General features: G+C 57.4%; 21 protein-coding genes. 8 read left to right on the top strand and 13 right to left on the bottom strand.

Features of this window, described 5'->3' with window-relative positions; translation table 11 throughout:
- The first annotated feature begins 66 nt into the window (after positions 1-66).
- From ASD60_RS18445 to ASD60_RS18460, 4 genes are all read left to right on the top strand, one after another.
- Complete coding sequence (locus tag ASD60_RS18445; RefSeq protein ID WP_056855377.1) at positions 67-924, top strand: SDR family oxidoreductase; 858 nt, start codon at positions 67-69, stop codon at positions 922-924.
- A gap of 98 nt (positions 925-1022) precedes the next feature.
- Positions 1023-1634 (top strand): Yip1 family protein, encoded by a 612-nt coding sequence (locus ASD60_RS18450; RefSeq protein WP_056855378.1) that lies wholly within the window; start codon positions 1023-1025, stop codon positions 1632-1634.
- An 11-nt stretch (positions 1635-1645) separates the two neighbouring features.
- Positions 1646-3010, top strand: a complete 1365-nt coding sequence (locus ASD60_RS18455) for a cation:proton antiporter (RefSeq protein WP_056855591.1) — start codon at positions 1646-1648, stop codon at positions 3008-3010.
- A 188-nt stretch (positions 3011-3198) separates the two neighbouring features.
- Positions 3199-3675 (top strand): hemerythrin domain-containing protein, encoded by a 477-nt coding sequence (locus tag ASD60_RS18460; RefSeq protein WP_056855379.1) that lies wholly within the window; start codon positions 3199-3201, stop codon positions 3673-3675.
- A 51-nt stretch (positions 3676-3726) separates the two neighbouring features.
- On the opposite strand, the gene ASD60_RS18465 is transcribed toward ASD60_RS18460, so the two are convergent.
- From ASD60_RS18465 to ASD60_RS18480, 4 genes are all read right to left on the bottom strand, one after another.
- Complete coding sequence (locus tag ASD60_RS18465; RefSeq protein ID WP_056855380.1) at positions 3727-5649, bottom strand: hybrid sensor histidine kinase/response regulator; 1923 nt, start codon at positions 5647-5649, stop codon at positions 3727-3729.
- Between the two features lie 95 nt (positions 5650-5744).
- Entirely contained in the window at positions 5745-6647 is a 903-nt protein-coding gene (locus ASD60_RS18470; protein WP_056855381.1) for a zeta toxin family protein, read from the bottom strand.
- Between the two features lie 128 nt (positions 6648-6775).
- On the bottom strand, positions 6776-9055 hold the full coding sequence (locus tag ASD60_RS18475; RefSeq protein WP_056855592.1) for an ATP-dependent DNA helicase: 2280 nt from the start codon (positions 9053-9055) through the stop codon (positions 6776-6778).
- Positions 9052-10704 (bottom strand): VRR-NUC domain-containing protein, encoded by a 1653-nt coding sequence (locus ASD60_RS18480; RefSeq protein ID WP_056855382.1) that lies wholly within the window; start codon positions 10702-10704, stop codon positions 9052-9054. Before ASD60_RS18480 ends, ASD60_RS18475 begins: the two co-directional genes overlap by 4 nt.
- 203 nt (positions 10705-10907) lie before the next feature.
- Here ASD60_RS18480 and ASD60_RS18485 point away from each other — a divergent pair, with 203 nt between their 5' ends.
- On the top strand, positions 10908-11132 hold the full coding sequence (locus ASD60_RS18485) for a YgdI/YgdR family lipoprotein (protein ID WP_056855383.1): 225 nt from the start codon (positions 10908-10910) through the stop codon (positions 11130-11132).
- A gap of 126 nt (positions 11133-11258) precedes the next feature.
- Here ASD60_RS18485 and ASD60_RS18490 read toward each other — a convergent pair whose 3' ends face one another.
- From ASD60_RS18490 to ASD60_RS18505, 4 genes are all read right to left on the bottom strand, one after another.
- Positions 11259-12344, bottom strand: coding sequence for a polyamine ABC transporter substrate-binding protein (locus tag ASD60_RS18490; protein ID WP_056855384.1), 1086 nt, complete (start codon positions 12342-12344; stop codon positions 11259-11261).
- Between the two features lie 70 nt (positions 12345-12414).
- Entirely contained in the window at positions 12415-12756 is a 342-nt protein-coding gene (locus tag ASD60_RS18495) for a cupin domain-containing protein (RefSeq protein ID WP_056855385.1), read from the bottom strand.
- 30 nt (positions 12757-12786) lie between these two features.
- Positions 12787-14193, bottom strand: a complete 1407-nt coding sequence (locus tag ASD60_RS18500; protein WP_056855386.1) for an NAD(P)/FAD-dependent oxidoreductase — start codon at positions 14191-14193, stop codon at positions 12787-12789.
- Between the two features lie 50 nt (positions 14194-14243).
- The gene (locus ASD60_RS18505; protein WP_056855387.1) at positions 14244-15056 is read right to left on the bottom strand and encodes a helix-turn-helix domain-containing protein; all 813 of its coding nucleotides are present in this window, start codon (positions 15054-15056) and stop codon (positions 14244-14246) included.
- Between the two features lie 263 nt (positions 15057-15319).
- Between ASD60_RS18505 and ASD60_RS18510 the strand changes: the two genes are divergently transcribed.
- Entirely contained in the window at positions 15320-15592 is a 273-nt protein-coding gene (locus ASD60_RS18510) for a DUF1652 domain-containing protein (protein WP_034148820.1), read from the top strand.
- 170 nt (positions 15593-15762) lie between these two features.
- Here the strand turns inward: ASD60_RS18510 and ASD60_RS18515 are convergent, their stop codons facing one another.
- Entirely contained in the window at positions 15763-18237 is a 2475-nt protein-coding gene (locus ASD60_RS18515; protein WP_056855388.1) for a UvrD-helicase domain-containing protein, read from the bottom strand.
- A gap of 277 nt (positions 18238-18514) precedes the next feature.
- On the opposite strand from ASD60_RS18515, the gene ASD60_RS18520 reads away from it, so the two are divergent.
- Entirely contained in the window at positions 18515-19210 is a 696-nt protein-coding gene (locus tag ASD60_RS18520; protein ID WP_056855389.1) for a pirin family protein, read from the top strand.
- Positions 19211-19418: 208 nt separating this feature from the next.
- On the opposite strand, the gene pgm is transcribed toward ASD60_RS18520, so the two are convergent.
- The 4 genes from pgm to ASD60_RS18540 all read right to left on the bottom strand — a co-directional run bounded on the left by pgm (position 19419) and on the right by ASD60_RS18540 (position 25708).
- Positions 19419-21065 carry a phosphoglucomutase (alpha-D-glucose-1,6-bisphosphate-dependent) gene (gene pgm, locus ASD60_RS18525; RefSeq protein WP_056855390.1) on the bottom strand — a complete coding sequence of 549 codons (1647 nt, stop codon included), beginning with the start codon at positions 21063-21065 and terminating at the stop codon, positions 19419-19421.
- Between the two features lie 142 nt (positions 21066-21207).
- Positions 21208-22608, bottom strand: a complete 1401-nt coding sequence (locus tag ASD60_RS18530; RefSeq protein ID WP_056855391.1) for an aminotransferase-like domain-containing protein — start codon at positions 22606-22608, stop codon at positions 21208-21210.
- Between the two features lie 37 nt (positions 22609-22645).
- A complete protein-coding gene (locus ASD60_RS18535; protein WP_056855392.1) occupies positions 22646-24124 on the bottom strand; it encodes a hypothetical protein in 1479 nt (492 codons plus the stop codon).
- A 561-nt stretch (positions 24125-24685) separates the two neighbouring features.
- Positions 24686-25708 carry a zinc-dependent alcohol dehydrogenase family protein gene (locus tag ASD60_RS18540; RefSeq protein WP_056855393.1) on the bottom strand — a complete coding sequence of 341 codons (1023 nt, stop codon included), beginning with the start codon at positions 25706-25708 and terminating at the stop codon, positions 24686-24688.
- A gap of 269 nt (positions 25709-25977) precedes the next feature.
- On the opposite strand from ASD60_RS18540, the gene ASD60_RS18545 reads away from it, so the two are divergent.
- Positions 25978-26892: a LysR family transcriptional regulator gene (locus ASD60_RS18545; RefSeq protein WP_056855394.1), complete on the top strand. Its 915-nt coding sequence runs from the start codon at positions 25978-25980 to the stop codon at positions 26890-26892.
- Positions 26893-26908 lie beyond the last annotated feature (16 nt).

Consider the following 26908-nt stretch of genomic DNA (forward strand, 5'->3'; position numbering starts at 1 on the left):
ACCGAACTCAAGCCAAAACGCCAGGGTCAACCCTTTGACTCCCCCGCCTGAGACCGGAGATTGATGATGAACGAATACCCAAAACCACCCTTCCCGAAACAACAGCAACCCGTCCCTGGCTCCCAGCGCAAAATGGATCCGTACCCGGACTGTGGCGAGCAAAGCTATAAAGGCTCGGGACGCCTGAACGGCAAGATTGCCCTGATCACTGGTGGCGACAGCGGCATTGGCCGTGCGGTGGCGATAGCGTTTGCCCGTGAAGGCGCGGATGTGGCCATTGCCTACCTTGATGAACAGGAAGATGCCGAGGAAACCGCCCGTTGGGTCGAACAGGCTGGGCGCCAATGCCTCTTGCTACCCGGCGACCTGGCGCACAAAGTGCATTGCCAGGCACTGGTCGAGAAAACCGTCGAGCGCTTCGGACGCATCGATGTGCTGGTCAACAACGCCGCTTTCCAGATGACCCACGAAAACCTCGAAGACATTCCCGATGAAGAATGGGTGATGACCTTCGACGTCAACATCACGGCCATTTTCAGGATTTGCCAGGCAGCACTCAAACATATGCAGCCGGGCAGCTCGATCATCAACACCAGTTCGGTCAACTCGGACTTTCCTAACCCGACGCTGCTGGCATACGCCACCACCAAGGGCGCGATTGCCAATTTTTCTGCCGGCCTTGCCCAGATGCTGGGACCGAAGAACATTCGGGTAAACAGCGTCGCGCCTGGGCCAATCTGGACGCCGCTGATCGTTTCGACCATGCCTGAAGACAAGGTGCAGGATTTTGGTGGCAATACCCCCCTTGGGCGCCCCGGGCAACCGGTTGAAGTCGCGCCCATCTATGTGCTGTTGGCAAGCGACGAAGGCAGCTACATCACCGGCCAGCGCTATGGCGTCACGGGTGGCAAGCCTATCCTCTGATGCCCGGCGATCCCGAAAAATGGAACCGGTCGACGCTTGCGGCGCTCAACACTCCATAGGCCCACCTCAGGCGGGCCTTTGGATATCAGGAGGTCGCCATGTCCGCACCTATCGTCAAGCTGTTTACTCAACCGAACTATGCGTGGACGGATATTCGCAAGGAAGAGGAAGCGCATCCACGTCATTATCTTGCACATTTGCTGTTGCTCGCTTTGATCCCCCCGGTGTGTCTGTTCATTGGGACCACCTACGTAGGCTGGAGCCTGGCGGAAAACGAAACGGTCAAGCTCAGCGCGGCCAGTGCGTTACAACTGTGCATACTGCTTTACGTCAGCATCCTCGTGGGCGTCGCCGTAATGGGCATGTTCATCCGCTGGATGTCGCGTACCTTCGACGCACGCCCGACTCTCAATCAATGCATCGGTTTTGCCGCCTACACCGTCACCCCGTTTTTCCTCGCCGGTATTGCGGGGCTGTACCCGAGCCGCTGGCTGGCCATCCTGGTATTAGGCGCGGCGTCGGTCTACTCGACCTTCCTGCTGTTCGTTGGCTTGCCGACGTTCATGCATGAGCGCAAGGAACAAGGCCTGCTCAACTCCGCTTGCGTCTGGGGCGTCGGGCTGTTGGTGCTGGTGACCATCCTGGTGGAAATGATCCTGCTGTGGTTCAACGTGCTTACGCCTGAGTATTTGCGCGCTACTGTCGGTTGAACACCGAAGCCATGAGCTTCATCATCTGGGTCGCCGTGCTGGGGGCCGTGCTGCTGACATTGGCACTCACCTCGTCGTACCTGCGGTGGATGCCGGTGACCACATCGGCAGTGTGCCTGCTGCTGGGCGTGGCCATCGGGCCGGCAGGCCTCGGTTGGCTCAGGCTGGATATCAAGGACGCGTCGTTCTGGATGGAGCACCTGACGGAAGTCGCGGTGCTCTTTTCTTTGTTCGTCTGCGGGCTCAAGTTGCGGCTGCCGCTCAAGGATCGCAAATGGCGCGTGGCCTATGGGCTGGCGGGACCGGTGATGCTCCTGAGCATCACCGGCGTCTGCCTGATGCTGCATTTTGTTTTCGATCTGGCGTGGGGACCTTCGCTGCTGATCGGCGCAATACTGGCGCCGACCGACCCGGTATTGGCATCGCTGGTTCAAGTCAATGATGCCAAGGATGACGATCCTGTCCGCTTCGGGCTTTCCGGCGAAGCCGGGTTGAACGACGGGATCGCGTTTCCGTTTGTGATCCTCGGCCTGCTGTTTATTCAACAGGGTGAGGCCTCATCCGCAGCCTGGCTCGATGAATGGGCGCTCAAACGACTGTTGTGGGCAGTTCCCGCCGGTTTGCTGATCGGTTATTGCATGGGCCGTGGCATCGGCCGGCTGACCTTGTCGATGCGCATCAGAAACGCCGACAGCACAGTTTCCCCCAATGATTACCTGACTTTTGCCCTGATCGCACTGGCCTATGTCGCCGCCGAGTCGGTGCATGGCTACGGGTTCCTTTCGGTATTCGCTGCGGGCCTCGGCCTGCGTGGTGCGGAGGTCAAATCCACGGGAGATTCCCAACCACCGGCAGAGCATCTGGTCCAAGCGGTGGTCGGCCATCAGAACGTCGAGCCTGATGCTGCTCTGCATGGCGACGTGGAGCATCTGGAGGAAACGCAAGTCGCGGCCGGGATCATGATCGGCGACATGCTGTCCTTCGGCAGTCTGGTGGAACGTGCCATGGAAGTTTTTTTGGTGACGCTGCTCGGCGTGGTGTTGATGGCGCATTGGGATTGGCGCGCACTGGCCATCGCAGGGGTGTTGTTTTGCCTGATTCGTCCCATGAGTGTCGCGCTCATACCTTGGGGGAACCTGCTCGACGGTCGGCAACGACTGCTGATCGGCTGGTTCGGCATACGCGGGATCGGCAGCTTTTATTACCTGTTCTATGTCCTCAATCACGGGCTGAACCCAGCGGTGGCGACGCTATGCACTGACCTGACATTGTCCGTGGTCGCGCTTAGCATTTTGATCCACGGCATCAGCACCCAGCCGGTCCTTGCCCGTTATGAGCAGCGCAAAAAGCCAGTGGCAGGACCGCGAACTGCATGAGTCAATCTTCGAACTCATGCACCCTGCATGACTTCCATTTGCCAGCACTCAATCCTATGTCTTTGATGTTTCAGGTTTTTATAAATCAGTCAGAAACGGCACGACAAATGCTCCATTCCCATGAGCGACCTTCGGCATCGAGACCGTTTGCGCCCTACCCCATCCGTGACGATTTGAGAGACCTGACCATGAATGCCATCGACCTGTTGAAAGCCGACCATGAACGCGTAAAGGGCATTTTGAGCCAATTGAGCGAATCCACCGAGCGCGGCGTAAAAAAACGCACAGAGCTGCTTAACAAACTGGAAATGGAGATTTCCATTCACACCCGTCTCGAAGAAGAAATTCTGTATCCGGCGTACAAAAAAGCCGGCGGCAAAGAACAGGACGTCATGTATTACGAAGCCAAGGAAGAACACCGCACCGTTGATTCACTGGTTTTGCCGGATCTGAAACACACCGACCCGTCGACCCCTGAATTCGCCGGTCGCGTCAAAGTGGTCAAGGAGTTGCTGGAGCACCACATTGAAGAGGAAGAGACTGAAATGTTTCCTCAAGCGAAGAAATTGCTCGGCAAAGCTGAACTGGAAGAACTCGGAACACAAATGGAAACCCTGAAAACCCAGCTCAAAAAGCAATTCAGCGAATCGCACATGGCTGCCTGATGAGCCACGACACACACAGGCCTGGCTTTCGTCAGGCCTTTTTTTGCGCAGTTATTTCATTGCCGAGGCAATCGATTTCACCAGATTGAGCTGGGTGAACGGCTTTGAGAGCCGTGGCAGCCTGGCAGCGAAGCCTTCCAGTCGCTCGGCGTAGCCGGTAGCGAGAATGATCGGTATGTCGGGTTTCACGGCGCGGATCGCATCCGCCAGTTGTGCACCGTTCATTTCTGGCATTGCCATGTCGGTGATCACCAGATCAATGGTGGGATTGACCTCAAACAATTCAAGCCCCTGAGCACCTGACGTCGCGGTGATAACCCGATGGCCGAGGTCTTCGAGCAGCAGGCACGTGCTGGTCAGTACCAGGCTGTCGTCATCGACCACCAACACACACAACCGATGGGTCTCTGGCGTTTTGGCTGGGTCGGCAACCTGGACCGCTACCGCTCCCTCCGATGCGACGGGTAACCACAGTTCGGCTGTGGTGCCGTGATTCTTTTGGCTTTTGAGAATGAACCGCCCGCCCAGTTGCTCGACAAATCCATGGACCATCGACAAACCCAGCCCGGTGCCTTTGCCAAGCCCTTTGGTGGTGAAAAACGGATCCATCGCCGATCCCAGAGTGGCCTCATCCATGCCGTCCCCGGTGTCGCTGATGCTCAGGCAGACATAGCGCCCGTCATCGGGTAAAGGCCGGGGCTCATCCCGGGCATCGGCTTTACGGGCGCTGATGATGATCGTGCCGCCGTTGGGCATTGCATCACGGGCATTGGTGACCAGGTTGAGCACGGCCAGTTCCAGCTGATTGACATCCGCCATGACCGGTTCGATCTCTGGAGGAAAGCGGGTTTGCAGAACCACTGACGGCCCGAGCGAACTGCGCAGCAAGCCGGAAATGCCTTGCACCAGCACGGGAATTTCGACCGGCTCGGATTTCAGTTCCTGGCGTCTGGCAAATGCCAGCATCCTTTGAGTCAGTGAAACACCGCGCTGCGCGCCCTGGGTCGCATTGTCCAGCAGGCGAACGATTTTCGGATCATCGGCCAGGCGTTTGCGCACAATCTCCAGATTGCCAAGAATCACCGTGAGCAAATTGTTGAAGTCATGGGCAATCCCGCCGCTGAGCTGACCAATGGCTTGCATTTTCTGCGCCTGGAACAATGCCTCGCGGGTTTGCTCCAGGGCTTGTTGCGCCTGGGTGACTTCAGTGATGTCACGGGTAATCTTGGCGAAACCGAGCAAGGTGCCGGTTTCTCCCCAAATCGGATCGACCACCACGTGGGCCAGAAAACGCGTGCCGTCCTTGCGAACGCGCCAACCCTTGTTTTCGAATCGCCCTTCATTCGTAGCGATGCTCAGCGTGCGTAGCGGTTCGCCAGCCTCGCGGTCTTCGGGCGTGTAGAACATTGAAAAGTGCTGGCCGATGACCTCTTCCGGCAAATAGCCCTTGATGCGCTGGGCCCCCAGGTTCCAGTTGGTCACATGGCCGCGGGGATCGAGCATGTAGATGGCGTAATCGGTGACACTTTGCACCAGCAAGCGGAATTGCTGTTCGCTTTGCTTGAGGGTTTCTTCAGCCATTTTGCGATCGGTCAGGTCGCGGGTGATCTTGGCGAACCCCAGTAACTTGCCTGTTGGATCGAGAATCGGATCGATCACCACGTGAGACCAGAAATACGTGCCGTCCTTGCGTACACGCCAGCCTTCACCTTCGAAACGCCCTTCTCGAATCGCCGTATCAAGGGCCTTTTGCGGCAACCCGGCACGGCGATCCTCTTCGGTGTAAAAACGCGAGAAGTGCTGACCAAGGATTTCGTCTTCGTCATACCCCTTGAAACGCCTGGCACCGGCGTTCCAGCTAGTGATGATGCCATCGGGATCAATCATGTAGATCGCATAGTCAACCACCGCATCGATCAACAAACGAAGTCGCTTGTCCTCGAATCCGTCGGTATTGGTTCGATCTTCGCTCATTGACCCCTCACCCGTTTATGCTTGCTTTGAAGTATGCGACAAACCGCAGGATTGGAAAGCTCCAGTATTTGCGTCATATAGACGCCACGCGGATTTTACCGGTACACGTACTTTTCGATATAGGTATACAGGTTGTTATATACAAAATCCGGCACTTGCCTGGCGTGGGCTCCAGTCTTGAGCAATGCCAAATGGCAGTCTTTCACCATTTCGTTACGCTCCGCCATGGTGTAGACCTTCTTGTCGATGATGGCTTGGTACTCGCTGTAGGTGTATGCCTTTGTCGACTCGCTGACGTTGAGATTGTCCCTGGCATCTCTAGTGTAGGTACTGTGAGCCCGCAAAGTGCGCTCGTTCAAGGTCCCCAATCCGCGTTCATACAAAAGGATCTGTGAACCGCTATGCACTTTGGCGATGGCTTCAAACGCAAGAAGGATGGCCTGCGCGTTACTCATGCTGGCCGTGAGGGCCGAATAGCTGACAAAGCGTTCCAGCTCCTCGTTTTCAAGACTTTTGAGTGCCCTCTTGATGCTGGACACGTGCGCAAACGCCTGGTTGCAACCGACGACATGGGCTTCCAGACGATAGCCATTAGCGATGGACGACAAATCGGAAAAGCGGATGTCATCGAAGGCGCATTCCATGATGAGGTTGTATTTGCGTGTTAGAGCCTCGATAAAGATTTTGCCGCTGAGTTCTCGAACAAACTTCTCTGTGTGGGCATACGCATGCAGGACCCCTTCCTTGATCATGTCCGCGTATTGAGGGTGCTTTTCTCGATACTCGGGCAAGTAAAGCCGAACATAATTGGCGTATTGCCCTGAAGGCAGCAGTTCCTTTTCAAGCAGATAGGTTTTACCTGAGCCCTGTAATCCTGCGGTGACCAACAGTTTGGGCGGGGTTTCGGCGGTTTTACCGGCGAACAGTGTGGCCGTGATTTCGTTGAGTGCTTTGGACACGTCTGCAGGCGTATGGGCGTACTTTGGTGTTTCTGACATGGCTTGATTTCCTTATCAAAGAACCGGGTGAGAGTGATACCCGGTCATTTCAATAAAGTGTGCTTTCGGTGATTGTTCAAATCGTCGTTTGCTTCAAGGTATGTCAATGTTTTTAAAGGTAAAAAATCCTACTGGCCGGGGTGAAAAAGCGTTGGTTCCACAGACCACCATCGCGGCAGCAATTGCTTGACCTTGCCCTCGCCAAAGCGGTCATCGATCAACATCACCACGCCTTGATCCTGTTGTGTGCGAATCACCCGGCCTGCGGCCTGGACCACTTTTTGTACGCCGGGAAACAGGTACGTGTAGTCGTAACCGGCACCAAATATCGCCGCCATGCGCCGTTTCATTTGCTCATTGACGGGATTGAGCTGTGCCAGCCCAAGGGTGGCGATAAACGCGCCGATCAGGCGCGCCCCCGGCAAATCGATGCCCTCGCCAAACGCCCCGCCCAGTACGGCAAAGCCGACACCTTGGCCATCGGCGGTGAATTGATCGAGAAACTGCTGGCGTTGTTCCTCTGTCATCCCCCGCGATTGCGACCACAGATTGATCTGCGGATGGCGTTCGGCCAATAGCTGTGCAACTTGCTGCAGGTAATCGAAGCTGCTGAAAAAAGCCAGGTAATTGCCCGGGCGCTGGCTGAACTGCCGGGCAATCAATTCAACGATCGGTGCGAGTGACGCCTGACGATGAACAAAACGGGTGGAGATGCGGTTGACGATGTGCACCTGCAATTGGTCGGCATGAAACGGTGATTCAACATCAATGCACACGGTGCTCGCCGGTGTTCCCAGCAAGTCGGCGTAATAGTGCCTGGGGCTGAGCGTCGCGGAAAACAGCACGGTGCTACGCGCTGCCGTCAAACGGGGGCCGATGAACCCCGCCGGCACCACGTTGCGCAGACAGAGTTGCGAGAGGTTGCGTTTGCGATCGAGATCACGCTTGCTGATGTCGAACAGGTACTGCTCGTCAAAGAGTTCGCCCACACGGCAAAACTGCAGCATGTCGAAGTAAAAGCTCTGTAGCGCGCTGTCCAGCCCCTGCGGGTGATCGTTCAGAAAGTCGCCGATGCTTGCGCTGCAGGATGACAACGCCTGGAGCAACTTTTCCGGAGGTTTGTCATAAGCCTGATAGACGCCGAGTTGCTGGCTATGCAGGGCGTTCCATTCACGGTTCACCCGTTGCAGTGGCTTTTTCAATGCCTCGGGGGCGGTTTTACGCACGCCATTGAGCGTCGCCTGGTCGAGGCTGGCGCTGTACATCTGACGACCGCGCTCCACCAGGTTGTGGGCTTCGTCCACCAATACCGCGACTTTCAATTGGTTGGCCTGGCATAGCCCGAACAACAACGCGCTGAAATCGAAGTAATAGTTGTAGTCGGCCACCACGACGTCGGCCCAGCGCGCCATTTCCTGGCTCAAGTAGTAAGGACAGACCTGGTGCGCCAGGGCGACCTCACGCAGCGCATTCTGATCCAGCAGACGCAACTCACTGGCAGCCTGCCGTGCCGCGGGCAGGCGATCATAAAAACCCCGTGCCAGCGGACAGGATTCGCCGTGACAGGCGCTGCCTGGATGCTCACAAGCCTTGTCCCGGGCGATCATTTCCAGGACGCGCAAGGGTGGCGCATCGGCGCTGTCGAGAATCACCTGCGCGGCATCCAGGGCCAGTTTGCGCCCCGGCGTTTTTGCCGTCAGGAAGAACACTTTGTCCAGTTGCTGCGGCGCCAGGGTCTTGAGCATCGGAAACAAAGTGCCGACGGTCTTGCCGATCCCTGTCGGTGCCTGGGCCATCAGGCAACGGCCGGTGCTGACTGCCTTGAACACGGACTCGGCAAGATGTCGCTGGCCCGGGCGGAAACCGGCATGGGGGAATTGCAATTGCTGGGCGGCGCCATTACGTGCTTCGCGATGAGCCTCTTCCTGTTCAGCCCAGTGTAGAAACAGTCGGCAATGCTGCTCGAAGAACACTTGCAGTTGCCCGGCGCTGAAGGACTCGACCAGACAGGTTTCCTTTTCGCTGACGATATCGAAATACACCAGCGCCACATTGATCTGCTCAAGCACCAGTTTCTGGCACATCAACCAGCCGTAGACCTTCGCTTGAGCCCAATGCAGTTGACGGTGGTTGGCCGGTTGCTTGTTCAAGTCGCCCCGGTAGGTTTTGACTTCTTCCAGGCAGTTCTGCGTCGGATCGTAGCCGTCCGCCCTGCCCTTGACCTTCAGGCTTTTGAACAACCCTTCAAGCGCGACTTCACTCTGGTAGCCCTCGCTGCGCCGGGACGCTACCGTGCGATGGCCGACAATGCCTTCCAGCGCTGTCGGCGACGGTGTGAAGCGCAGGTCAAGGTCACCGACCTTGGCGGTAAATTCACACAGCGCCCGCACGGCAATGCTGTAGCTCAAGCGGCTTGCTCCGCCCATTGCACATAGCAAACGGCAATCGGCATGCCGTGCTCATGACAGAACTCCAGCCAGCGCAGCTGGTTATCCTGCAAGCGATCCCCTGGCCCTTTGACTTCGATCATGCGGTAGGTTTTTTGCTGCGGCCAGAACTGGATCAAGTCGGGCATGCCCGCGCGATTGGCCTTGATGTCGAGTAACAGTCGATTGAACCAGTGCTTGAGGTGTTCCGCCGGCAAACAATCCAGTGCCTGCTCCAGCAACGCTTCGTTGAGCGCTCCCCAGAACACGAACGGCGATTGCACCCCCCATTTTTCGATAAAGCGTTCACGGATGGTCTGCCGATAACGCCCGTCATCGAGTTCTGCCAGGCACGCCTGGAACAGATCTGCGCGGCGCTCATGGAAATCCTCGTTGAGCAGGTCCACCGGGCCACGCTGGAACGGGTGGAAGAAAGCCCCGGGCAACGGCGCGAAAATCGCCGGCCAGCACAACAGACCGAATAACGAGTTGATCAGCGTGTTTTCCACATAGTGGACCGGTGCCTCATCCTGCGTGAGGTGCGCCTGCACGTAATGCTCCACCGACAACGCCAGGTCCGTGCGTGGCAATTGCAGGTCCAGGCGCAGCATTTGCCGGGGTGATGCGCGTTTCATTGGCGGCCCGCCGAGCTTGCGCCGCAGCCTTGGCAGCATCCGCAGCAGCACTTGTTGCTCGGCGGCACTTTCCGGTGCCTGTTCGGCCTGGGTGGCCAACGCCAGTGCCAATTCGAATTCACCGCAGCGCTCCAGTACGCGGATCAACCGCAACCGCGCGCCGGGATATCTGCACTGGCGATACAGCGTCAGCGCAGAGGCGAAATCGGCGATGCGCTCGCAATGCTGAGCGATCTGGAACAGCAGTTTCTCGCGGCGCCTTTGCAGCCATGGGTTGCTCAATGTCAGCCCGTTGACCTGTCCGATAACATCCCCCAGCGCTTCACCGGCCTCGAACAGTTGCTGGCAATGGTGCAGGAACATGCAGGCATCCACGTCTTCGCGGCTGCGCAGGCCTCGCGAGTCGGCGCAAAAGTCGACTTTTTCATAGGTAAAGATACCCAGGTCCGCCAGCACGAACTCGGACCAATCCTGGAAAAGATTGCCAAAAAACATCAAGCGCAGGCGATCACACAAGCCCATGATCGTCAGGCTGAACAACTGGTCGTCCAGCGTCGGGCACCATTGCCTGAAGGTGCGAGCCTCGGGAAACTGCTCGCTCAGTGCCGGTAGCCAGTCAGACTTTTTTCCTTTTGGCTGATCAATGGCCGTACCCAGACATTGGAGAATTTCGGCTTTGAGCAACACCTCGAACAGCGTCTCCACCGCCAGGGGCATTTGTTGATCAACCCACGCCAACGCCAGCAACGGGCTGGCAGCGGCGGCGATGTCGCCAATTTCGGGGTAATGCAATTTACCCGCTCTGAAGTGAATGCCCTTGCGCATGATCAGGCGGACCAGCAAGGCCCGGGACTCGCGAGGTAACCCTTTGAAGTCGGTAATGAAGCGCTGCTCCTCGTCAGCCAGCACATCGGCATAGCGATGTTCAAGCCAATCAATGACTTGCATGAAGTTGTTCAAGTAGTAGAACGGATCGTCGAGGGGTTTTGCAGTCACGGGGAATGGGAGCCATGGGAGCGAATACTGGTTATGCGTACAGATACCAGCAACGGCCTGCCCGGTGCAAACGGAAAAGGATAAGCGGCGGCGCTGTCAGGTATTTTTTCCGGCGCGCAGAACTTTCCGCCGATCCACGGCACCAACCGCGTTACAGGCACTGTTTAAAGCAACAGTCGGTCTTTTTTGTGGGAGTGTGAGTTATGAATATCAAGACTTTGGGTATGTCCGTGGCGATAGCGGCCTCATTGGCACTCGCCGGTTGTTCTACCCCAACGGTGGTTACCCTGCAGAACGGCACCCAATATTTGACCAAGGACATGCCGAAAACCAAAACCAAGGACGGCTTCTACGAGTTCGAGGATATTTCCGGGGCGAAGGTCAAGGTCAGGGCTGACGAGGTGTCCACCATTCGCAAGGAAGACTGACCGGTGGGGTTCACCTGGTGCGAGCTGCTCACGATGGCGGCGTATCGGGCACCAACAATGTCGAATGTACCGGCCTCATCGCCAGCAGGCTGGTAATGAGGCCTTCAGGTGCTGCCGTCTGACGAATCAGCTACCGGTACGGATCTTGTTCCATAGCCGTGTCCGAATCCGGTCGATGTTCAGTGGCATGGCTTCCAGGGCGAACAATTTGCCCATCATTTCCGGGCTCGGGTAGACCTTGGTGTCATTCTTGATGGCCGGGTCGATCAGGCTGTCTGCCTGTTCATTGCCATTGGCGTAATGCACGTGGTTACTGATACTGGCCATGACGTCGGGGCGCAGCAGGTAATTCATGAACGCATAACCGGCCTTTTCGTCCGGAGCATCTACAGGCATGGCAACCATGTCGAACCAGATCGCTGCGCCTTCCTTGGGAATCGAGTAGCCGATGTCGACACCATTTTTGGCTTCCCTGGCGCGGTTTTCCGCTTGCAGGATGTCGCCCGAGAAGCCGACAGCCACGCAAATGTCACCGTTGGCCAGGTCACTGGTGTATTTGGACGAGTGGAAGTAACTGACATAAGGGCGAATCTTCATCAGCAAGGCCTCGGCCTTTTTGTAGTCTTCCGGACTTTTGCTGTGATGCGGCAGGCTTAGATAATTCAGCGCCGCTGGCAACAATTCGGGGCCGTTGTCGAGGATGGCCACGCCGCATTTTTGCAGCTTTTGCATGTTTTCCGGTTTGAAAATCAGGTCCCAGGAATCCACCGGTGCATTATCACCGAGCACCGCTTTGACCTTGGCAATGTTGTAGCCGATGCCAGTGCTGCCCCACAGGTATGGGAAGCCGTGCTCATTACCCGGATCGTTGGTTTGCAGTGCCTTGAGCAGCACCGGATTGAGATTCTTCCAGTTCGGCAACTGGCTCTTGTCGAGTTTTTTCAGCGCTCCGCCTTCGATTTGCCGCGCCATGAAGTGGTTCGAAGGAAACACCACGTCGTAACCGGATTTGCCGGTCATCAGCTTGCCATCAAGGGTTTCGTTGCTGTCATAGACGTCGTAGGTGAATGCAATGCCGGTTTCTTTCTGGAAGTTTTTCGTAGTGTCTGGCGCTATGTAGTCCGACCAGTTGTAGATTTTGACCGTTTCAGCCGCCTGGCTGATGGATGCGACCAGCATCAGCGGGGCCAGTGTCAGTGTCTTTCGGATCATGAGCGATTCCTGTATGGGTTTGTTTTTGTTGGCAGGCAATCAAAGGATCAGCTTTTGTTTTTTTAAGAGCTCAAAAAATCAAAACGTAGGTCTTGCGCACGGTTTCCTGGATATCCCAGATACCGAGGCTGTTGGCGGGCAACATCAGTGCATCGCCGGCTTGTATGTGCAGGGTTTCGCCATCGTCCGGGGTGAAGGTGCAGCGGCCCTGGATGAAATGGCAGAACTCCTGGGCAACGATCTGTCGGCGCCAGCGACCGGGGGTGCATTCCCAGACGCCGGTTTCGACGCCGTCGTCGCGCTCGACACTGGTGGTCGAGGCCACCGCCACAGGCGTGCCGAGCGGCACGGCGACCGGGTTCGACTCCTCCAGTTGCAGGGTTGCGGTGTTCTTGAATTGCGTGATGCTCATGGGAATACCTGTGGTTGTAGAACGCGTCGGTTACTGCATGAAACCTTCCATGAACCCCGCCACTCCACTGGCGAGTTTGCGCCGCCAAGGCGCGGTGGCCGGGTTGGCGAGGGTCTGGTCTTCGTGGACAAAGCTGCGGATGATCGCGTTGTAGCCGAGCCAGCGGCAGGGCTCGGGCTCCCAGGCCCGCAGTGCATCAAGGCTACGTTGGGGAATGACCCATGGCTGCCGGACCTGCTCGGTGTCGCGTTGCAGGATCAGGTCAGCCAACGTCCGCCCGCCCAGGTTGCTGGCACCCACGCCCTCCCCGCCATAACCGCCGGACAAGGCGATGCCACTGGCCTGATCGCACAGCATGTGCGGTTTGAACCGCCGCGACATGCCAAGATTGCCGCCCCAGCCATGGGTGATCTGGACGTTCTTGAGTTGCGGGAACAACTCACCGAACAGATAGCGGCGCAGTTCGATTTCACTGCGGGTCAGGTCAAAGTTGTGGCGCAACTTGCCAGCAAACTGGTAACCACCGCGGGCACCGAAAACCAGGCGGTTGTCTGCGGTACGCTGGCCGTAAGTGACCTGGCGGCTGCTTTCACTGAACGCCTGGCCGCGGCTCAGGCCGATTTCGTCCCAGGTCGCAGCGGACAAAGGTTCGGTGGCGACGATCAAGCTTTGTACCGGCAGTTGATAGCGACCTAACGGTGGTAACGTTACCGAATAGCCTTCTACCGCTGGCACTATCCAACGGCTGCGCACCGATGCTTTCGCCGTGCGCAGGCTGCCGGACTGCCATTGGGTCACCGGGCTGTTCTCGTAGATCCGCACACCCATGCGCTCCACCGTCCGCGCCAGGCCGCGTACCAGTTTGGCTGGGTGAATGGTCGCGACATGCGGGGCATAGATGCCGCCGTAGGGTTTGGCGACACGGATCTGCTGCGCCAATTGTTCAGGGCTGAGCCAACGGTAATCGCGCTCGTTGAGTCCCTGCTTGTAGAGTTTGTCCAGGTATAGGCGCAGGTTGGCTTCCTGTTCCGGGTAGCGGGCAGCGCAGTACAGCACTCCACCTTTGCGATAATCGCCGTCGATGCCCTCACGTTCCAGGACGATTTCCACTTCATCGGGAATACTGTGCAATAAGTCGTATGACGCCCGGCGCTGTTCAGGTGACAGCTCGGCAAGCAGCCGGTCCTCCCCCAACAGATTGCCCATCAACCAGCCGCCATTGCGTCCCGAAGCACCAAAACCGGCGGTTTGCGCCTCGATAATGGCGATGTTCAGGCCAGGCGCCTGACGCTTGAGGTAGTAGGCCGTCCAGAGTCCGGTATACCCGGCGCCGATGATCGCTACATCGATGTCCAGATCCTGTTCCAGCGCCGGACGCGCCAGCAACGGCTCGTCGAGTTGGTCCATCCACAAACTGATAGTGCGCCACGCCGGCATGCAAGACTCCGCCAATCAAACTTCGTTGGCGCTGATCCTAGTGCGTGAGCTCAAGCGTTGTCTTGCGCGCGTGCACGCAAAGAAATTTGTTTGGCATACGCCTTGGGTGACAGCCCGGTGTGTTGACGGAAACAGCTGTAGAACGCCGACAACGAATTGAACCCGGCAGCGAACGCCAGTTCGTCGATGCGCAGCGGTGGTGCGGCGTTGTCCAGCGCCGCGAGAAGATGTTGCAGGCGCGCCTGGTTGACGTAGCGATAGAAGCTCTGCCCCAACACCTGATTAAGCAAATAGGAAATCTGGTTGCGACTGTACCCGCACTCCTTTGCCACCCGTTGCAGGTCGAGTTCAGGGTCGAGATAGGGTTGCTGGCGCTGGAAATACTGTTGCAGATCCTCGGCCATGAAACTCAACTGCCGTGGTGACAAGCCCAGGCGACTGACCGCCGGCCGCTGGCTGCTGCTTTTACCGGTGGGCTGTTCACGCACCACAGAGGCGTATTCGTTGACCCGCCAGATCAGCCCGTCCTTGACGGTAATCGCTTCACTGGCGCGAAACGACACCAACCCTTCGCCGCCACGCAGGGTGATGCGGTACTGAATGAACGCCGTGTTGCCGTCCAGCCGAATGCGGTCCGAATGTTCCAGCGCCTCATCCGGATCGCGGGGCATGCTGCTGCGCACGTATTCGCGCAAGTGCTCAAGGCCCATCACGCGGTTCTGGAAAAAGTCGTTGTACTGGATCTCGGGATGGTAAAGCGCCATGACCCCGTCGAGATCCCGGTGTTTCCAACGCAGGTGATAACGCATGACCGTCTCGGCCGTGGCCTGGGTTTGCTGCGGGCCATCATCCTCGGCGTGCATAAAGGTCTCGACGTGAAAAAGCCGAGCTTGCCCAACTTCGGCTTCTGCATCAATGGTTAAACGGATAGCGGTATATTTACGAAAACGTTTGCGCCAAAAGGCGTGAATAAAAAATGCGAAGCAATTGCCAAACGACCTGAAAAATCCACATTTTTTTCACATTCAGGTGCTACTTTTAAAGTCTGTCATCGGTAGAGCCAATGAAGGCTCTTCCCTCCTAACGTGAGCTAAAGGAAGCGCTCGATGAAGAAGGTGGGCAACACATGAATAAAGGGTTCAGCAAGGTCACTTTTCCAAACGCCTGCCAGCTGATGCGTTGGCATTTTCATCCCATGGGTTTCGAGGCCAGCATGGATGCCCCGGGCAGCATGATTGCCCGTTTGTTTGATCGAGCAACCGGCGAGACCATGATCGCCATTGCCGGTATTCCGTGTGCGACGGTGATGAATGCAGCCGATGTGGAGCGAATCATCGAAGCCGTGGAGGATGAGCTTGAGGCGTTCATTCCCCCGGTAGCCCTCAGGAGCTATGCCTGAAGGCCTGAAAGTCATAAAAAAGCCCACTTCACGTGTAATGCTGTTCACTTAAATGAGCATTAGCATCCTGTGGCGAGAGAGCTCGCTCCCTCGCCACAGGTACAGTGTTCGTCCTTAAGTGAACAGCATTACACTCCCGGTGGGCTTTTTGTTGAGTGAAATCCAAAGACTCACGCCACAGTCTTGCCCTGGCGATGATCAGCAAAGAATGCCTTGCCCTTACCGATCCGGTCGGACGCCTTGGGCATGTTTGCAGCCTGATTGTCCGCCGTATCGACATACCAGTAGCAATGACTCACTGCCCGGGTAATGCCCACGTAGGCCAGGCGCAGGATTTCGTCTTTCTGCGCATTGTCGTACGGCTCGTTATCACCAGCCTTGCCCAGGCCGGCCATGCGGTACACCTGATTCTTGTAGGGAGAACTGGTCAAGTGCTGACAGTCGCCAAGCAGGAAAACCGCGTCCGCCTGCAGACCCTTGGCGCTGTGATAAGTCAGCTGTTTCAAGCGCCTTGCGTCATACGGCAAGCTAGAATCAAGATTAACTACAGACTGAATATGCTCTTCTATAAATGACTTATCGCTGCTTTTTCGATAGAGCATCAAGATTGAATCGCCCTTCCTGTAATGTTCCATCAACCTTTGAGCCAGGCCTTGGTCGTCGCGGTCCAGCACGTTGACTGGCAGTAACGGCTTTGGCTCACCGCTGGCCTTGGCCTTCTTGCCAGCAATCGCCGGAGCGGCGCGCACGATGTGTTCGGCAGCGTCAATGATGTGTTGATGGCTGCGGTAATTGTCGCTGAGCATGACTTTGGTGGTGCTCGGGGACGAGAACGACTGGTTGAACTCCATGAAATAACTTGGCGAACTGCCGCGCCAACCATAAATCGACTGCCAATCATCCCCCACGCAAAGCAAAGACGAGCGTTGCGCGCCGCGCCCGACATGCATGGCCGGACCCCGACTGCGGATTTCTGCCAGGCTGGCACGAATCCACGACACGATCTGCGGTGAGACATCCTGGAATTCATCGATCATCAAATGCGACAGTGGCCGCAGCAACTCGTCACTGAGTAATTTGAGGTTTTCCGGCGAGTGTTCGCTGAACAGCGCGAACATCCGGTTGTAGGTCATGATCGGCGGTTTCTGGTCGAGCAAATGATCTTCCAGTGCACGCCAATACAGACTCAAGGCCTCAAAGAAGAACCGGTCCGGGTCATCCTTGCCGAAGCTCATCTGGCCCACGGCGGTCGGTACGTCCAGGCCCAGGTTCTCGATAAACCCGGCAGCAGCGACAAAACAGTCGAGCAACGGTGCAGAAGCGAGTTCACCCTTGACCTTGTAATCGAAGCCTGGCCCGGCACTGGCCTCTCCTGCCAGCGACGCCAGAACACGTTTCGACGATTCATAGCTATCCAGCCATATCAAAGGCTTACGGCAGAAAGCTTGAAACAGGGTGCGCTTTACAGCCCATTCCGCGCGCACGCTCAACTTTGCGTTGGGACGCGTCAGTTGAGGGTTTTCCCGAGGATCGAAACCCAGCACCACCCAGGCATCCAGCGACGGAATGTAGCCGTGACAATGAAATCTCGAACCGTTGATATCGAACGTCTGGCGATTGGGCTCGATACCTTTGATCGGCCAGGCTTTGGCGCGAAACCACAGGTCTTCGATCATGTCGCAAAGTTCTTCATCGCGCTTGGCGGCCAGTTCGGTCACGGCCATGCGTTTCTGCACATCCGGGTGATCGCGCTCCAGCTCTTTGAGCTGCAAGGCATGGCGCGACAGCGGCTTGATCAACTCGCGAAAGCGTTCGTCGCGGGTATGCAAGGCGTGATAACAGGCATTGAGTTGCTGGCGCTGGGCATCGTTGATGCGCAAGTCGAACGGATTGCTGTCCACCTCTTCCTCAGAACCTTGTATCCGGTGGCTGAGGTTCTCGAAGGCCTGCAAGCGCTCAAAACCCGGCAGGCTGCGCACCATGGGCAGAATCCGCGAGTGGAAAGTACGCACCAGATCGCGTGCTTCCTTGAAGCTGAGCGCCCGCCCCCAAAGGGCAAACAGCTCGATCAGCTTGTTGATGAAGTCTTTGCGCGATTCGCGGGTGAAGGTCACGACTGTCATCGAACTCAGCTCGAAGCCCAGGTATTGCGTCAGCAACACAATACGCAGGACCAGCGTTGTCGACTTGCCCGCACCCGCGCCGGCGATTACCGAGGTAGACGGTGTATCGCTGAAAATCATCTTCCACTGAGCGGTGCTGGGTTGCGCGTGCGGCGGCAGCAGTCGTGCGACGTCCGCCTTCATGCGTTTTTTCAGTTCGGCGGTCAACGGCAGGCGCCAATCATCGAACAAATGATCATCAATGTTGGGCGGCCTGTGTTCAGTGCTGCGTGAGTCACGAATCAGCAATACCTGTCGGCCTTCTTCCAGCCCTTCCAGTTTGCCTTCCTTGTAGCCGTAGTCCACCCCGGCAATATGCCCGCTGCGAAAACCGTCCGCCTGGCCGTGCAACCACGAAGCACGGTGCTGTGCACGCAAGCGGGTCAAGCCATGGCCAAAAAACCGGGCGGCCAGACGCTTGAGCAGCGGCATCTCGGCCAAAGGGCGAAGTTCAGGTGGAAGATCGGGGGTGTGTTGCGCCACGCGGACGGACTCCATGGTCTGAGACTGTTGACGGCTATGGTGTCTGCATTTGCCGATGAGTTCTAGTGAAATGCTTGTAGCTCATTGGCTTATACGATGAAGTGAAGGCCGAATGACAATATTTCGAAGGGTTTTTATATCGATACATTCGATTGTTATGAGGCATTTTTTACGCTTTTTATCGATTGTTGCCTGTTGGATGATGGCCGTCATCAACCACCGGTCTCGCTTCATGGCTCATGCATCAAGCCCATGACGAACCTTTCAGGAGACGATCATGCTTGAACTCAGACCTTTCAACTCGCTGGGTGGCGCTCACCACGGCTGGCTGGATGCACATCATCACTTTTCGTTCGCCGAGTACCATGACCCAAAACGCATGAACTGGGGCAACCTGCGGGTGTGGAACGATGATGTTATCGCCCCTGGTACCGGCTTCCCGCAGCATCCACATCGGGACATGGAAATCATCACTTACGTGCGTGAAGGTGCGATCACCCACCAGGACAACCTGGGCAACAAGGGTCGCACTGAGGCCGGTGACGTCCAGGTCATGAGCGCCGGTACCGGTATTGCCCACAGTGAATACAATCTGGAAGCGACACCGACCAGGATTTTCCAGATCTGGATCATTCCGAATGAATCCGGACTGGCACCGTCCTGGGGCGCCAAGCCGTTTCCCAAAGGCCAGCGCGAAGGTTTCGTGACGTTGGCCAGCGGCAAGGACGGCGATGATCAAAGCCTGCGTATTCGCGCCGATGCCCGGTTGGTGGCGGCGAACCTGAAAGCGGGTGAAACCGCGGAATATCGGCTGGACAGCGGTCGTCGCGCGTATCTGGTTCCGGCCACTGGCGTCATTGAAGTCAATGGCTTGCGTGCACAGGCTCGCGACGGCATTGCAGTTGCCGACGAGCAGGTACTGCAAGTAACAGCCGTCGAGGACAGCGAGATTGTGCTGGTGGATCTGGCTTGATTGGGTAATTGCGACGCACAAAAAAGGGGTGGCCAGAACGGTCACCCCTTTTCTATAGGCCGTCTATCAATTTGTGGCGAGGGAGCTTGCTCCCGCTCGGCTGCGCAGCAGTCGTAAATACAACGAATGCGCACTGTCAGGAACAGCGCCATGGGGGCCGCTTCGCCGCCCAGCGGGAGCTTGCTCCTTCGCCACCAACGCCCATCACTTACTTCGTGGAAATAGCGCCATCCACCAACGTCTGCGCTTCGGCCACCAACTGCTTGAGATGGTCGTCGCTGACAAAGCTTTCCGCATAGATTTTGTAGATGTCTTCGGTACCCGACGGACGCGCAGCGAACCAACCGTTCTCGGTCATGACCTTCAAGCCGCCAATCGCCTGGTCGTTACCGGGCGCATGGCTGAGAATGCTCTGGATGGGCTCGCCCGCCAACTCGGTGGAGGTCACCTGTGTCGGCGACAGCTTGCTCAGCAAAGCTTTTTGCTCCGGGTTGGCCTTGGCGTCGACCCGCACGGAGAAAGGTTCTCCCAGTTCATCGGTCAAGGCTCGATAGGCCTGGCTCGGGTCGCGACCGGTGCGGGCGGTCATTTCAGCGGCCAACAATGCCGGGATCAGCCCGTCCTTGTCGGTACTCCAGACGCCACCGTCCTTGCGCAGGAACGATGCTCCGGCGCTTTCTTCACCACCGAAGCCCAGCGAACCATCGAACAAGCCATCGGCAAACCACTTGAAGCCGACCGGCACTTCGTACAGGCGACGCCCCAGACGCTTGGCCACGCGATCGATCAGCCCGCTGCTGACCACCGTTTTGCCTACGGCAGCGTCGGCGCGCCATTGCGGCCGGTTCTGGAACAGATAATCAATGGACACCGCCAAATAATTGTTCGGCGCCAGCAAGCCACCGGACGGCGTAACAATGCCATGACGGTCGTGATCCGGGTCGCAGGCGAATGCCACGTCGAAGCGTTCCTTGAGGCCGATCAGACCTTGCATGGCATGCGTGGACGATGGGTCCATGCGAATCTGGCCGTCCCAGTCGACGGTCATGAAGCGGAACGTCGGATCAACCTGCTTGTTCACCACGTCCAGGTCCAGGCGGTAATGCTCGGCAATCGCCGACCAGTAGCGCACCCCTGCTCCGCCCAGCGGATCGACACCCAGGCGCAGTTTGGCATCACGGATCGCATCGAAATCAATGACGTTGATCAGGTCGGCAACGTAGGTGTTCACATAATCGTGGCGATGGGTGGTGCTGGCCTTCAGCGCTTGCTCGTAACTGATGCGCTTGACCCCGGCGAGCTTGTTGCCCAGCAGTTCGTTGGCTTTGGCTTCGATCCACTTGGTGATGTGGGTATCGGCTGGGCCACCGTTGGTGGGGTTGTATTTGTAACCCCCGCTTTGCGGCGGGTTATGCGACGGGGTGATGACGATGCCGTCAGCCAGGCCCGAGGTGCGTCCACGGTTGTAGCAAAGAATCGCGTGGGAAATCGCCGGCGTCGGGGTGTATTCGTCGCCTTCGGCAATCATAACCGTCACACCGTTGGCCGCCAGCACCTCCAGGGCGCTGGCGCCTGCTGGAGTGGACAGCGCATGGGTGTCGATACCGACGAACAGCGGGCCGTCGATGCCTTGCGCCTCGCGATACAGACAGATTGCCTGGCTGATGGCCAGAACGTGCCATTCGTTGAAACTCAGGTCGAAGGAGCTGCCTCGGTGCCCGGACGTGCCAAAAGCCACGCGTTGGGTCGAAATGGCGGCATCTGGCTGGCCGGTGTAATACGCCGTAACCAGTCGCGGGATATCGACCAACAATTCTGCCGGTGCCGGTTTGCCCGCATATTGACTGAGTGTCATGCAAAAACCTCTGGAATAGAGTGGTTCAGGAATTGGAACGCAGTTTACTGGCAGTTTGACCGTCGCGCGACGTTATCGATCCCGTGCAGGATCGAGCTCAGTGTTATAAAAGTCGAGCATTGCGCCAGACAGGGTGATGCGTTCATTCGATCGACTCCATTCGCAGCGCATCCGCCAGCAGACCCAAGGCGTTCGCCAGATCCTGTTCAGCAACCACGCTATGACTCAATCGCAGATGCTGTGCATGTAACCCCTGGAGGCTGAACAGTTCTCCCGGCGCTATGACCACATGTTGCTTGAGCAGGCGCTGGAATACCCGGCGCACGTTGACCCGCCGTAACGGACGCACCCAGATCGTTGCACCTCCTTGTGGCTCGACGAAATGCAGGGCATCGGCCAAGCGTTCTTGCAATAACTGAATCATCTGCACCTTGCCGTCCTTGAGTCGACGCCGCAGCAATTGCAGGTGTTGGTCGATGCGTCCGTTGCTGTACAAGCGGGCAATGGCTTTCTGGCGAATCGCGGACAGGCGGAAAGCGCGCAGCAGGAAATGGCGTTGCAGCTCCACGCGCAAATGGCGCGAAAGTAGATAACCAAAGGGCGCTTCCGGCCCCATTATTTTTTCGAAAGTAGAAAATACGATCAGACGTTCCGGGGCCAGCCACTCGCGAAATCGCGGGCCGCCGGGTTCGAATTCGAGCTCACCGTAGCAGTCGTTCTCCAACACCCAACAGTCATGCTGCTTCAATAACTGCGCAATGGCCTCACGGTTGCCCTCGGATGCCTGGCTGCCACTGGGCGTATTCATGCCGGACGAAAGCATCACCAGGCACACCGGTTCAGTTTCCAGCAGTGTCTTGAGAAGGTCATGATTCAGGCTGCCGTCGGTCATCACCGGCCACTCGATGACCCGGACGCCTGCCGCATCCAACAACCGCAGAATCCCCCAGTCACACGGTGACTCGACCACCACCGTCGCCTCCTTGAGGCCCAGCACGACGATCAGGATTTCCAGCACACCACGAAGGTCCGCCCCGATGTAGACATCTTCAGCGTGCCAGCACCGCACCGGCGAAGTGGTGTAGCGCGCAGCCAATGCCATGCGCAACTCCAGTTCGCCGCAGGGTTGCGAGTGTGCCTGCGGCTGGCGCGGATACTGACGAAGCAACTCTCTTTCCAGCAGCAGCAACGGACTGTCTATGGGCTGCAGCATTGCCGGATCGTCTGTACTCAGTACCAGCATGCCTGGACGGCGGGCGTTGACGTAGACGCTTTCGAGCAAGTCATTACCGCTGTAGAGCGTATTCGCAGCAGGCACCGGCTGCGCGAAATATCCTGACTTGGCCTCTGAGTACACCCGGCCTTCCTTTTCCAGTAGCGCGTAGGCGTACTGAATGGTCGAGATCGACACATTCAGCCGCACTGCCAGTTGCCGCAATGAAGGCAGGCGAACCCGCGCATCATTGGCTGTTTCGCCGATGAGGTGGGTCAGGTATCGATATACCGCCTGATAGGCAAAGTCGGTAGTACGCGGTCCTTTCATGGACAAGGACCGCGGGCCTGGCAATGACGGCTCACCTTCAACCACCGGCGGACGACTCACCCGGCACGGATGAGTGATAGTCGACCGGATCAGCAACGGCATCGCCGATCACCGGTTCGGCTACCCTGCCCTCCAGTACCGCCACCGACTTCATGCGATAAAGGTCGCAGACGAGATTCACCGGCAGACCACTGACGTCGGTGAGCCATTGCTTGATCTGGTCGGCAACTTGTTGCCCCTGCATGGCCCGATGCAGATCAGGCAATGCCACCATCATGCCTGGGTGGCACTGGCGCAGGAATCGCTCGAGTGTTGCGCCGTTGTCGACAAAAGGCGCAAACAAGAGGCACACCAACTGGGCTTCATTCAAACCCAGGCTTCGTTGCAATTCGGTTGCAGTCCTTGTCCGCTGCTCTGCCAGTGTCACTGGCCGACCAAAGGTTTCCATCGCCTGTTCGCACAAGCGTTCCGGCAGTTGTTTACGGCGCATCATCACCAACGCCCGTTGCAGGTATTCGCCAATCCCCTCTTCATAGGTACGACCTTGCACGAAGCAGGCATCCAACCCGCGCACGTGGGCGCAAACCGGGAGACTGCTGTAGTCATTGTCACAGAGGTGAGCCGCCAGTTCGTCCGCCTGGAATCCGAGAAATTCGGTAAGCAGCGGCCATCGTTCTTCCAGATTGCTGACCAGCAAATCGTGAATATCAATCAATGTCGCGCGGCGGCAGATTTCAAAATCCTCTGCGGGACGCCAGGGTTGATAACCCGGTTGCGAGTAAAACCGTTGGTAGCCTTGAGCGCCCAGGTCGTCGAGCAGCCGGAACAATCCCTCATAGCCCGGCTCGGGATGCCTGGACATATCGTGGCCAGCCTTGGTGGCAGCCCGTTTCAGGCCTTCGATAAATCGCCTCTGTTGGCGCGGCGTATCGTGGCTGATCAGGGCGTCGACGCCATGACTCCAGCGGGTGATTTGCCCGCAGAACTCGCCGGTGGCCAGGTAGCCGTTGTCCCACAGGTCAAGCGGCCCGTCCATGGCCCGCACGTGCCCGATCATCAGCAGGTTGGTGCGTTCGGACTCACGGCCTGCCGCAGACAACGGGGCCACGGGATCGAACGCTACAACCTCGCGGTTATCCACCATCAGAACTTCAACCCGCGGGTCATCGTAGACGAACAAGGCGCTGTAGCTGCGATGAATGTTTTCCAGGGCTGCCTCGCTGGAACTGCCAAGGCGCAGGGTTGCCACGCGCAACTGGAACGTTGCCGGCGCTCGACTGGCGATGGTCAGCTGTGCGGCCCGCAGCAATGCCAGGGAGTAGCAACTGTCACGGGAGCCGGTTTGAATGGCCAATACTTTGAAGTCACCGATCTGCTCCATGCCGCCGGCGGCCACGCCCAGGCGTTGAATCAACAACTGCAATGCCGTGCGTTCGGCCCGGGAAAAGAAACTCAGCAATCGTTGCAGCACTTGTTGATAGACATTGCTCATGGCTTGTTCATGGATATTGGTCATCTATATGTACCTGATACTCGTAGTTCAATATCGCGCACACAGCAGGACGCGGCGCAGGAGGTTGGCCTGAACAGGGTTTGGATACTGGTTATATTGGTAAATGCTAGCACTTAAATGTTCATGTCGACATTTGAGTGCGTCGGAGGCTGCGCAGGCCTTGCATCCTGTCGATCAGCCGTGGAGCCCGTATTAACGGGGGTTCACTCCATGCCTTTCGACGTCCTAGGAAATATCCGACAGAGTCCCACAGACATTTAACACAGGAAATAAAGAAAGAAGTAGCCAATAAATTTCCAGCAACTACCGAGACGATCGTTAATGGTTGAATATTTATCAGCAGTGCACATTGAAAAGTATCAGCCTGATACCGGCTCATAGCTCATTCCTTGAGATGAAAGTAATCATTCAATTATCAGGGCTTAGATGCTGATTAGAAGCTACAGATTGAGAGCAAAAACCAGTTCAGTTGCTGAACTGCTCCACTGACAGATCAATGGAAGGTCTCATGTAGGAAAGTACTGAAAGCAAAGAGTCCGTGAAGGCACGGACTCTTTGAGTGGATCAGGCTGGCTCGACCTGGAGCGCAACCCTTTCCCGGCAGGGGCATTCGTCCATGTAGCGGTGAGCCTCGACAAACTCGGCAAACGGAAAGACCCGAGTCTTGAGCGGCAGCACCACGCGGTCGGCGGTCAACTGGTTGATGTCACGCAAGGCCCGTTGCAGTGCAACCTGATCCTGGATGATGCCCAGTTCCGGCTTGCCGGTGAAGTTACCGATACAATGCACGAAGAACTGAATATTTTTCTGAAACGCTGCGCAAGCCGGGAATGGTGTCTGGTTCCCGCCTTGCAGGCCGTACAGAACCAGGCTGCCACGTGGCGCAAGAACGTCGCCAAGCAGTGACATCTGTGGGCCGCCCAGACCATCGAACACCACATCCACGCCGCGATTGTCAGTGATTTTGTTGATCCGCATCAGCAGATCCTCTTCCTCGGTGACAATCACTTTCTCGGCGCCCAACGACAGCAGGTATTCACGTTCATCCGCCGACTTGGTGGCCGCGATCACCCGCACACCCAAGGCCTTGCCCAACTGGACAAACGAAGGGCCTGCGCAATGGCTGGCGTCAGTGACCAGGGCAAACTGCCCGGGTTTGACCCGTGCCAGATCCGAGTAGGCAAAGTAGGCAATCAATAAAGGCGTGTAATGCACGCTGGCTTCAATCGGGCTGAGCACGTCCGGGTAGCGGGTCAGCGACGTGCGTGGCAGCACAATCAATTCGCCGTAGACCGGGTAATCGTTCGGGCTTTGAGCCGGGAAACTGGCGACCTTGTCACCCACGGCCAGATCATCGACACCCTCACCGACAGCCGTGACGACACCGGCCATTTCCTGGCCAAGGCCGGCGGGCAATTGAGCACGGGAAGACGCCAGGTTTTGCCGCCAGAGTGTGTCGTACCAACTGATGCCAATGGCCTCGACGCGCACCTGCACTTCACCCGGTGCAGGCAGAGCGGCCGCATGCTCTTCGCATTTGAGCACCTCGGCTGGACCAAATTTGTGAAACCGGATCGTGCGGGACATCGCAAACCTCGCCAAATGAACCTCTAATGCCATGAACTCTAGCTGGGCTTTCAACCCAACACTATCTGTGGCTATTAATAGTCGACATGCTTGTCATTGATTCCGCATCAGCGGCAACATCGTCAAATGTCGTAAGAAACTGAAGCAGCCTTTGTAGGAAAACTGAATTACTCGGTGCAGAGTACCAGCCTTTCCCCGTAATATTCCTGCTGGCCATTGTTCTCATATGGCCGCCCACGTCAAGTTTACTGACTCTGCCTGGACTCCAGATGAATCGTAATGACCTGCGTCGTGTCGACCTCAACCTGTTGATCGTATTCGAAACCCTGATGCACGAGCGCAGCGTGACCCGCGCTGCGGAGAAGCTTTTCCTTGGTCAGCCAGCCATCAGTGCGGCGCTTTCGCGCTTGCGTGGGTTGTTCGATGATCCGTTGTTTGTGCGCACTGGCCGCAGCATGGAGCCGTCTGCCCGGGCCGTGGAGATCTTCGCCCTGCTTTCCCCGGCGCTGGATTCCATTTCCACCGCCGTCAGCCGAGCCGCCGAGTTTGACCCGGCCACCAGCACCGCGGTGTTCCGCATCGGTCTTTCCGACGATGTCGAGTTTGCCCTGCTGCCGATGCTGCTCAAGCGCCTGCGGGCCGAATCTCCGGGGATTGTGCTGGTGGTCCGGCGGGTCAATTACATCCTGATGCCGGGATTGTTGGCCTCCGGCGAAATCTCCATTGGCGTCAGCTACACCACCGACTTGCCGGCGAATGCCAAGCGTAAAGTCCTGCGCCGCAGTTCGCCCAAGCTGCTGCGTGCCGATACCGTGCCGGGCCCCTTGAGCCTGGATGACTTCTGCGCGCGGCCTCATGCTCTGGTGTCATTCGCCGGCGACCTCAGCGGCTTTATCGATGAAGAGCTGGAAAAACTGGGACGCAAGCGCCATGTCGTGCTCGCGGTGCCGCAGTTCAACGGGTTGAGCACGCTGCTGAGCGGGACTGACATCGTCGCCACCGTTCCGGACTACACGGCAGAAGCCCTCACGGCCGCGGGTGGTGTACGTGCGGAGGAACCGCCGTTGCCGGTGCGCAGCTTTGAATTGCATATGGCGTGGCGCGGGTCACAGGATAATGATCCGGGTGAGCGCTGGTTGCGATCGCGGATTCAGATGTTTTTCGGGGACCCGGATAGTCTTTAAGTGTCGTCGGGCAGGC

The organism is Pseudomonas sp. Root562, from assembly GCF_001427125.1.
Lineage (GTDB): Bacteria > Pseudomonadota > Gammaproteobacteria > Pseudomonadales > Pseudomonadaceae > Aquipseudomonas.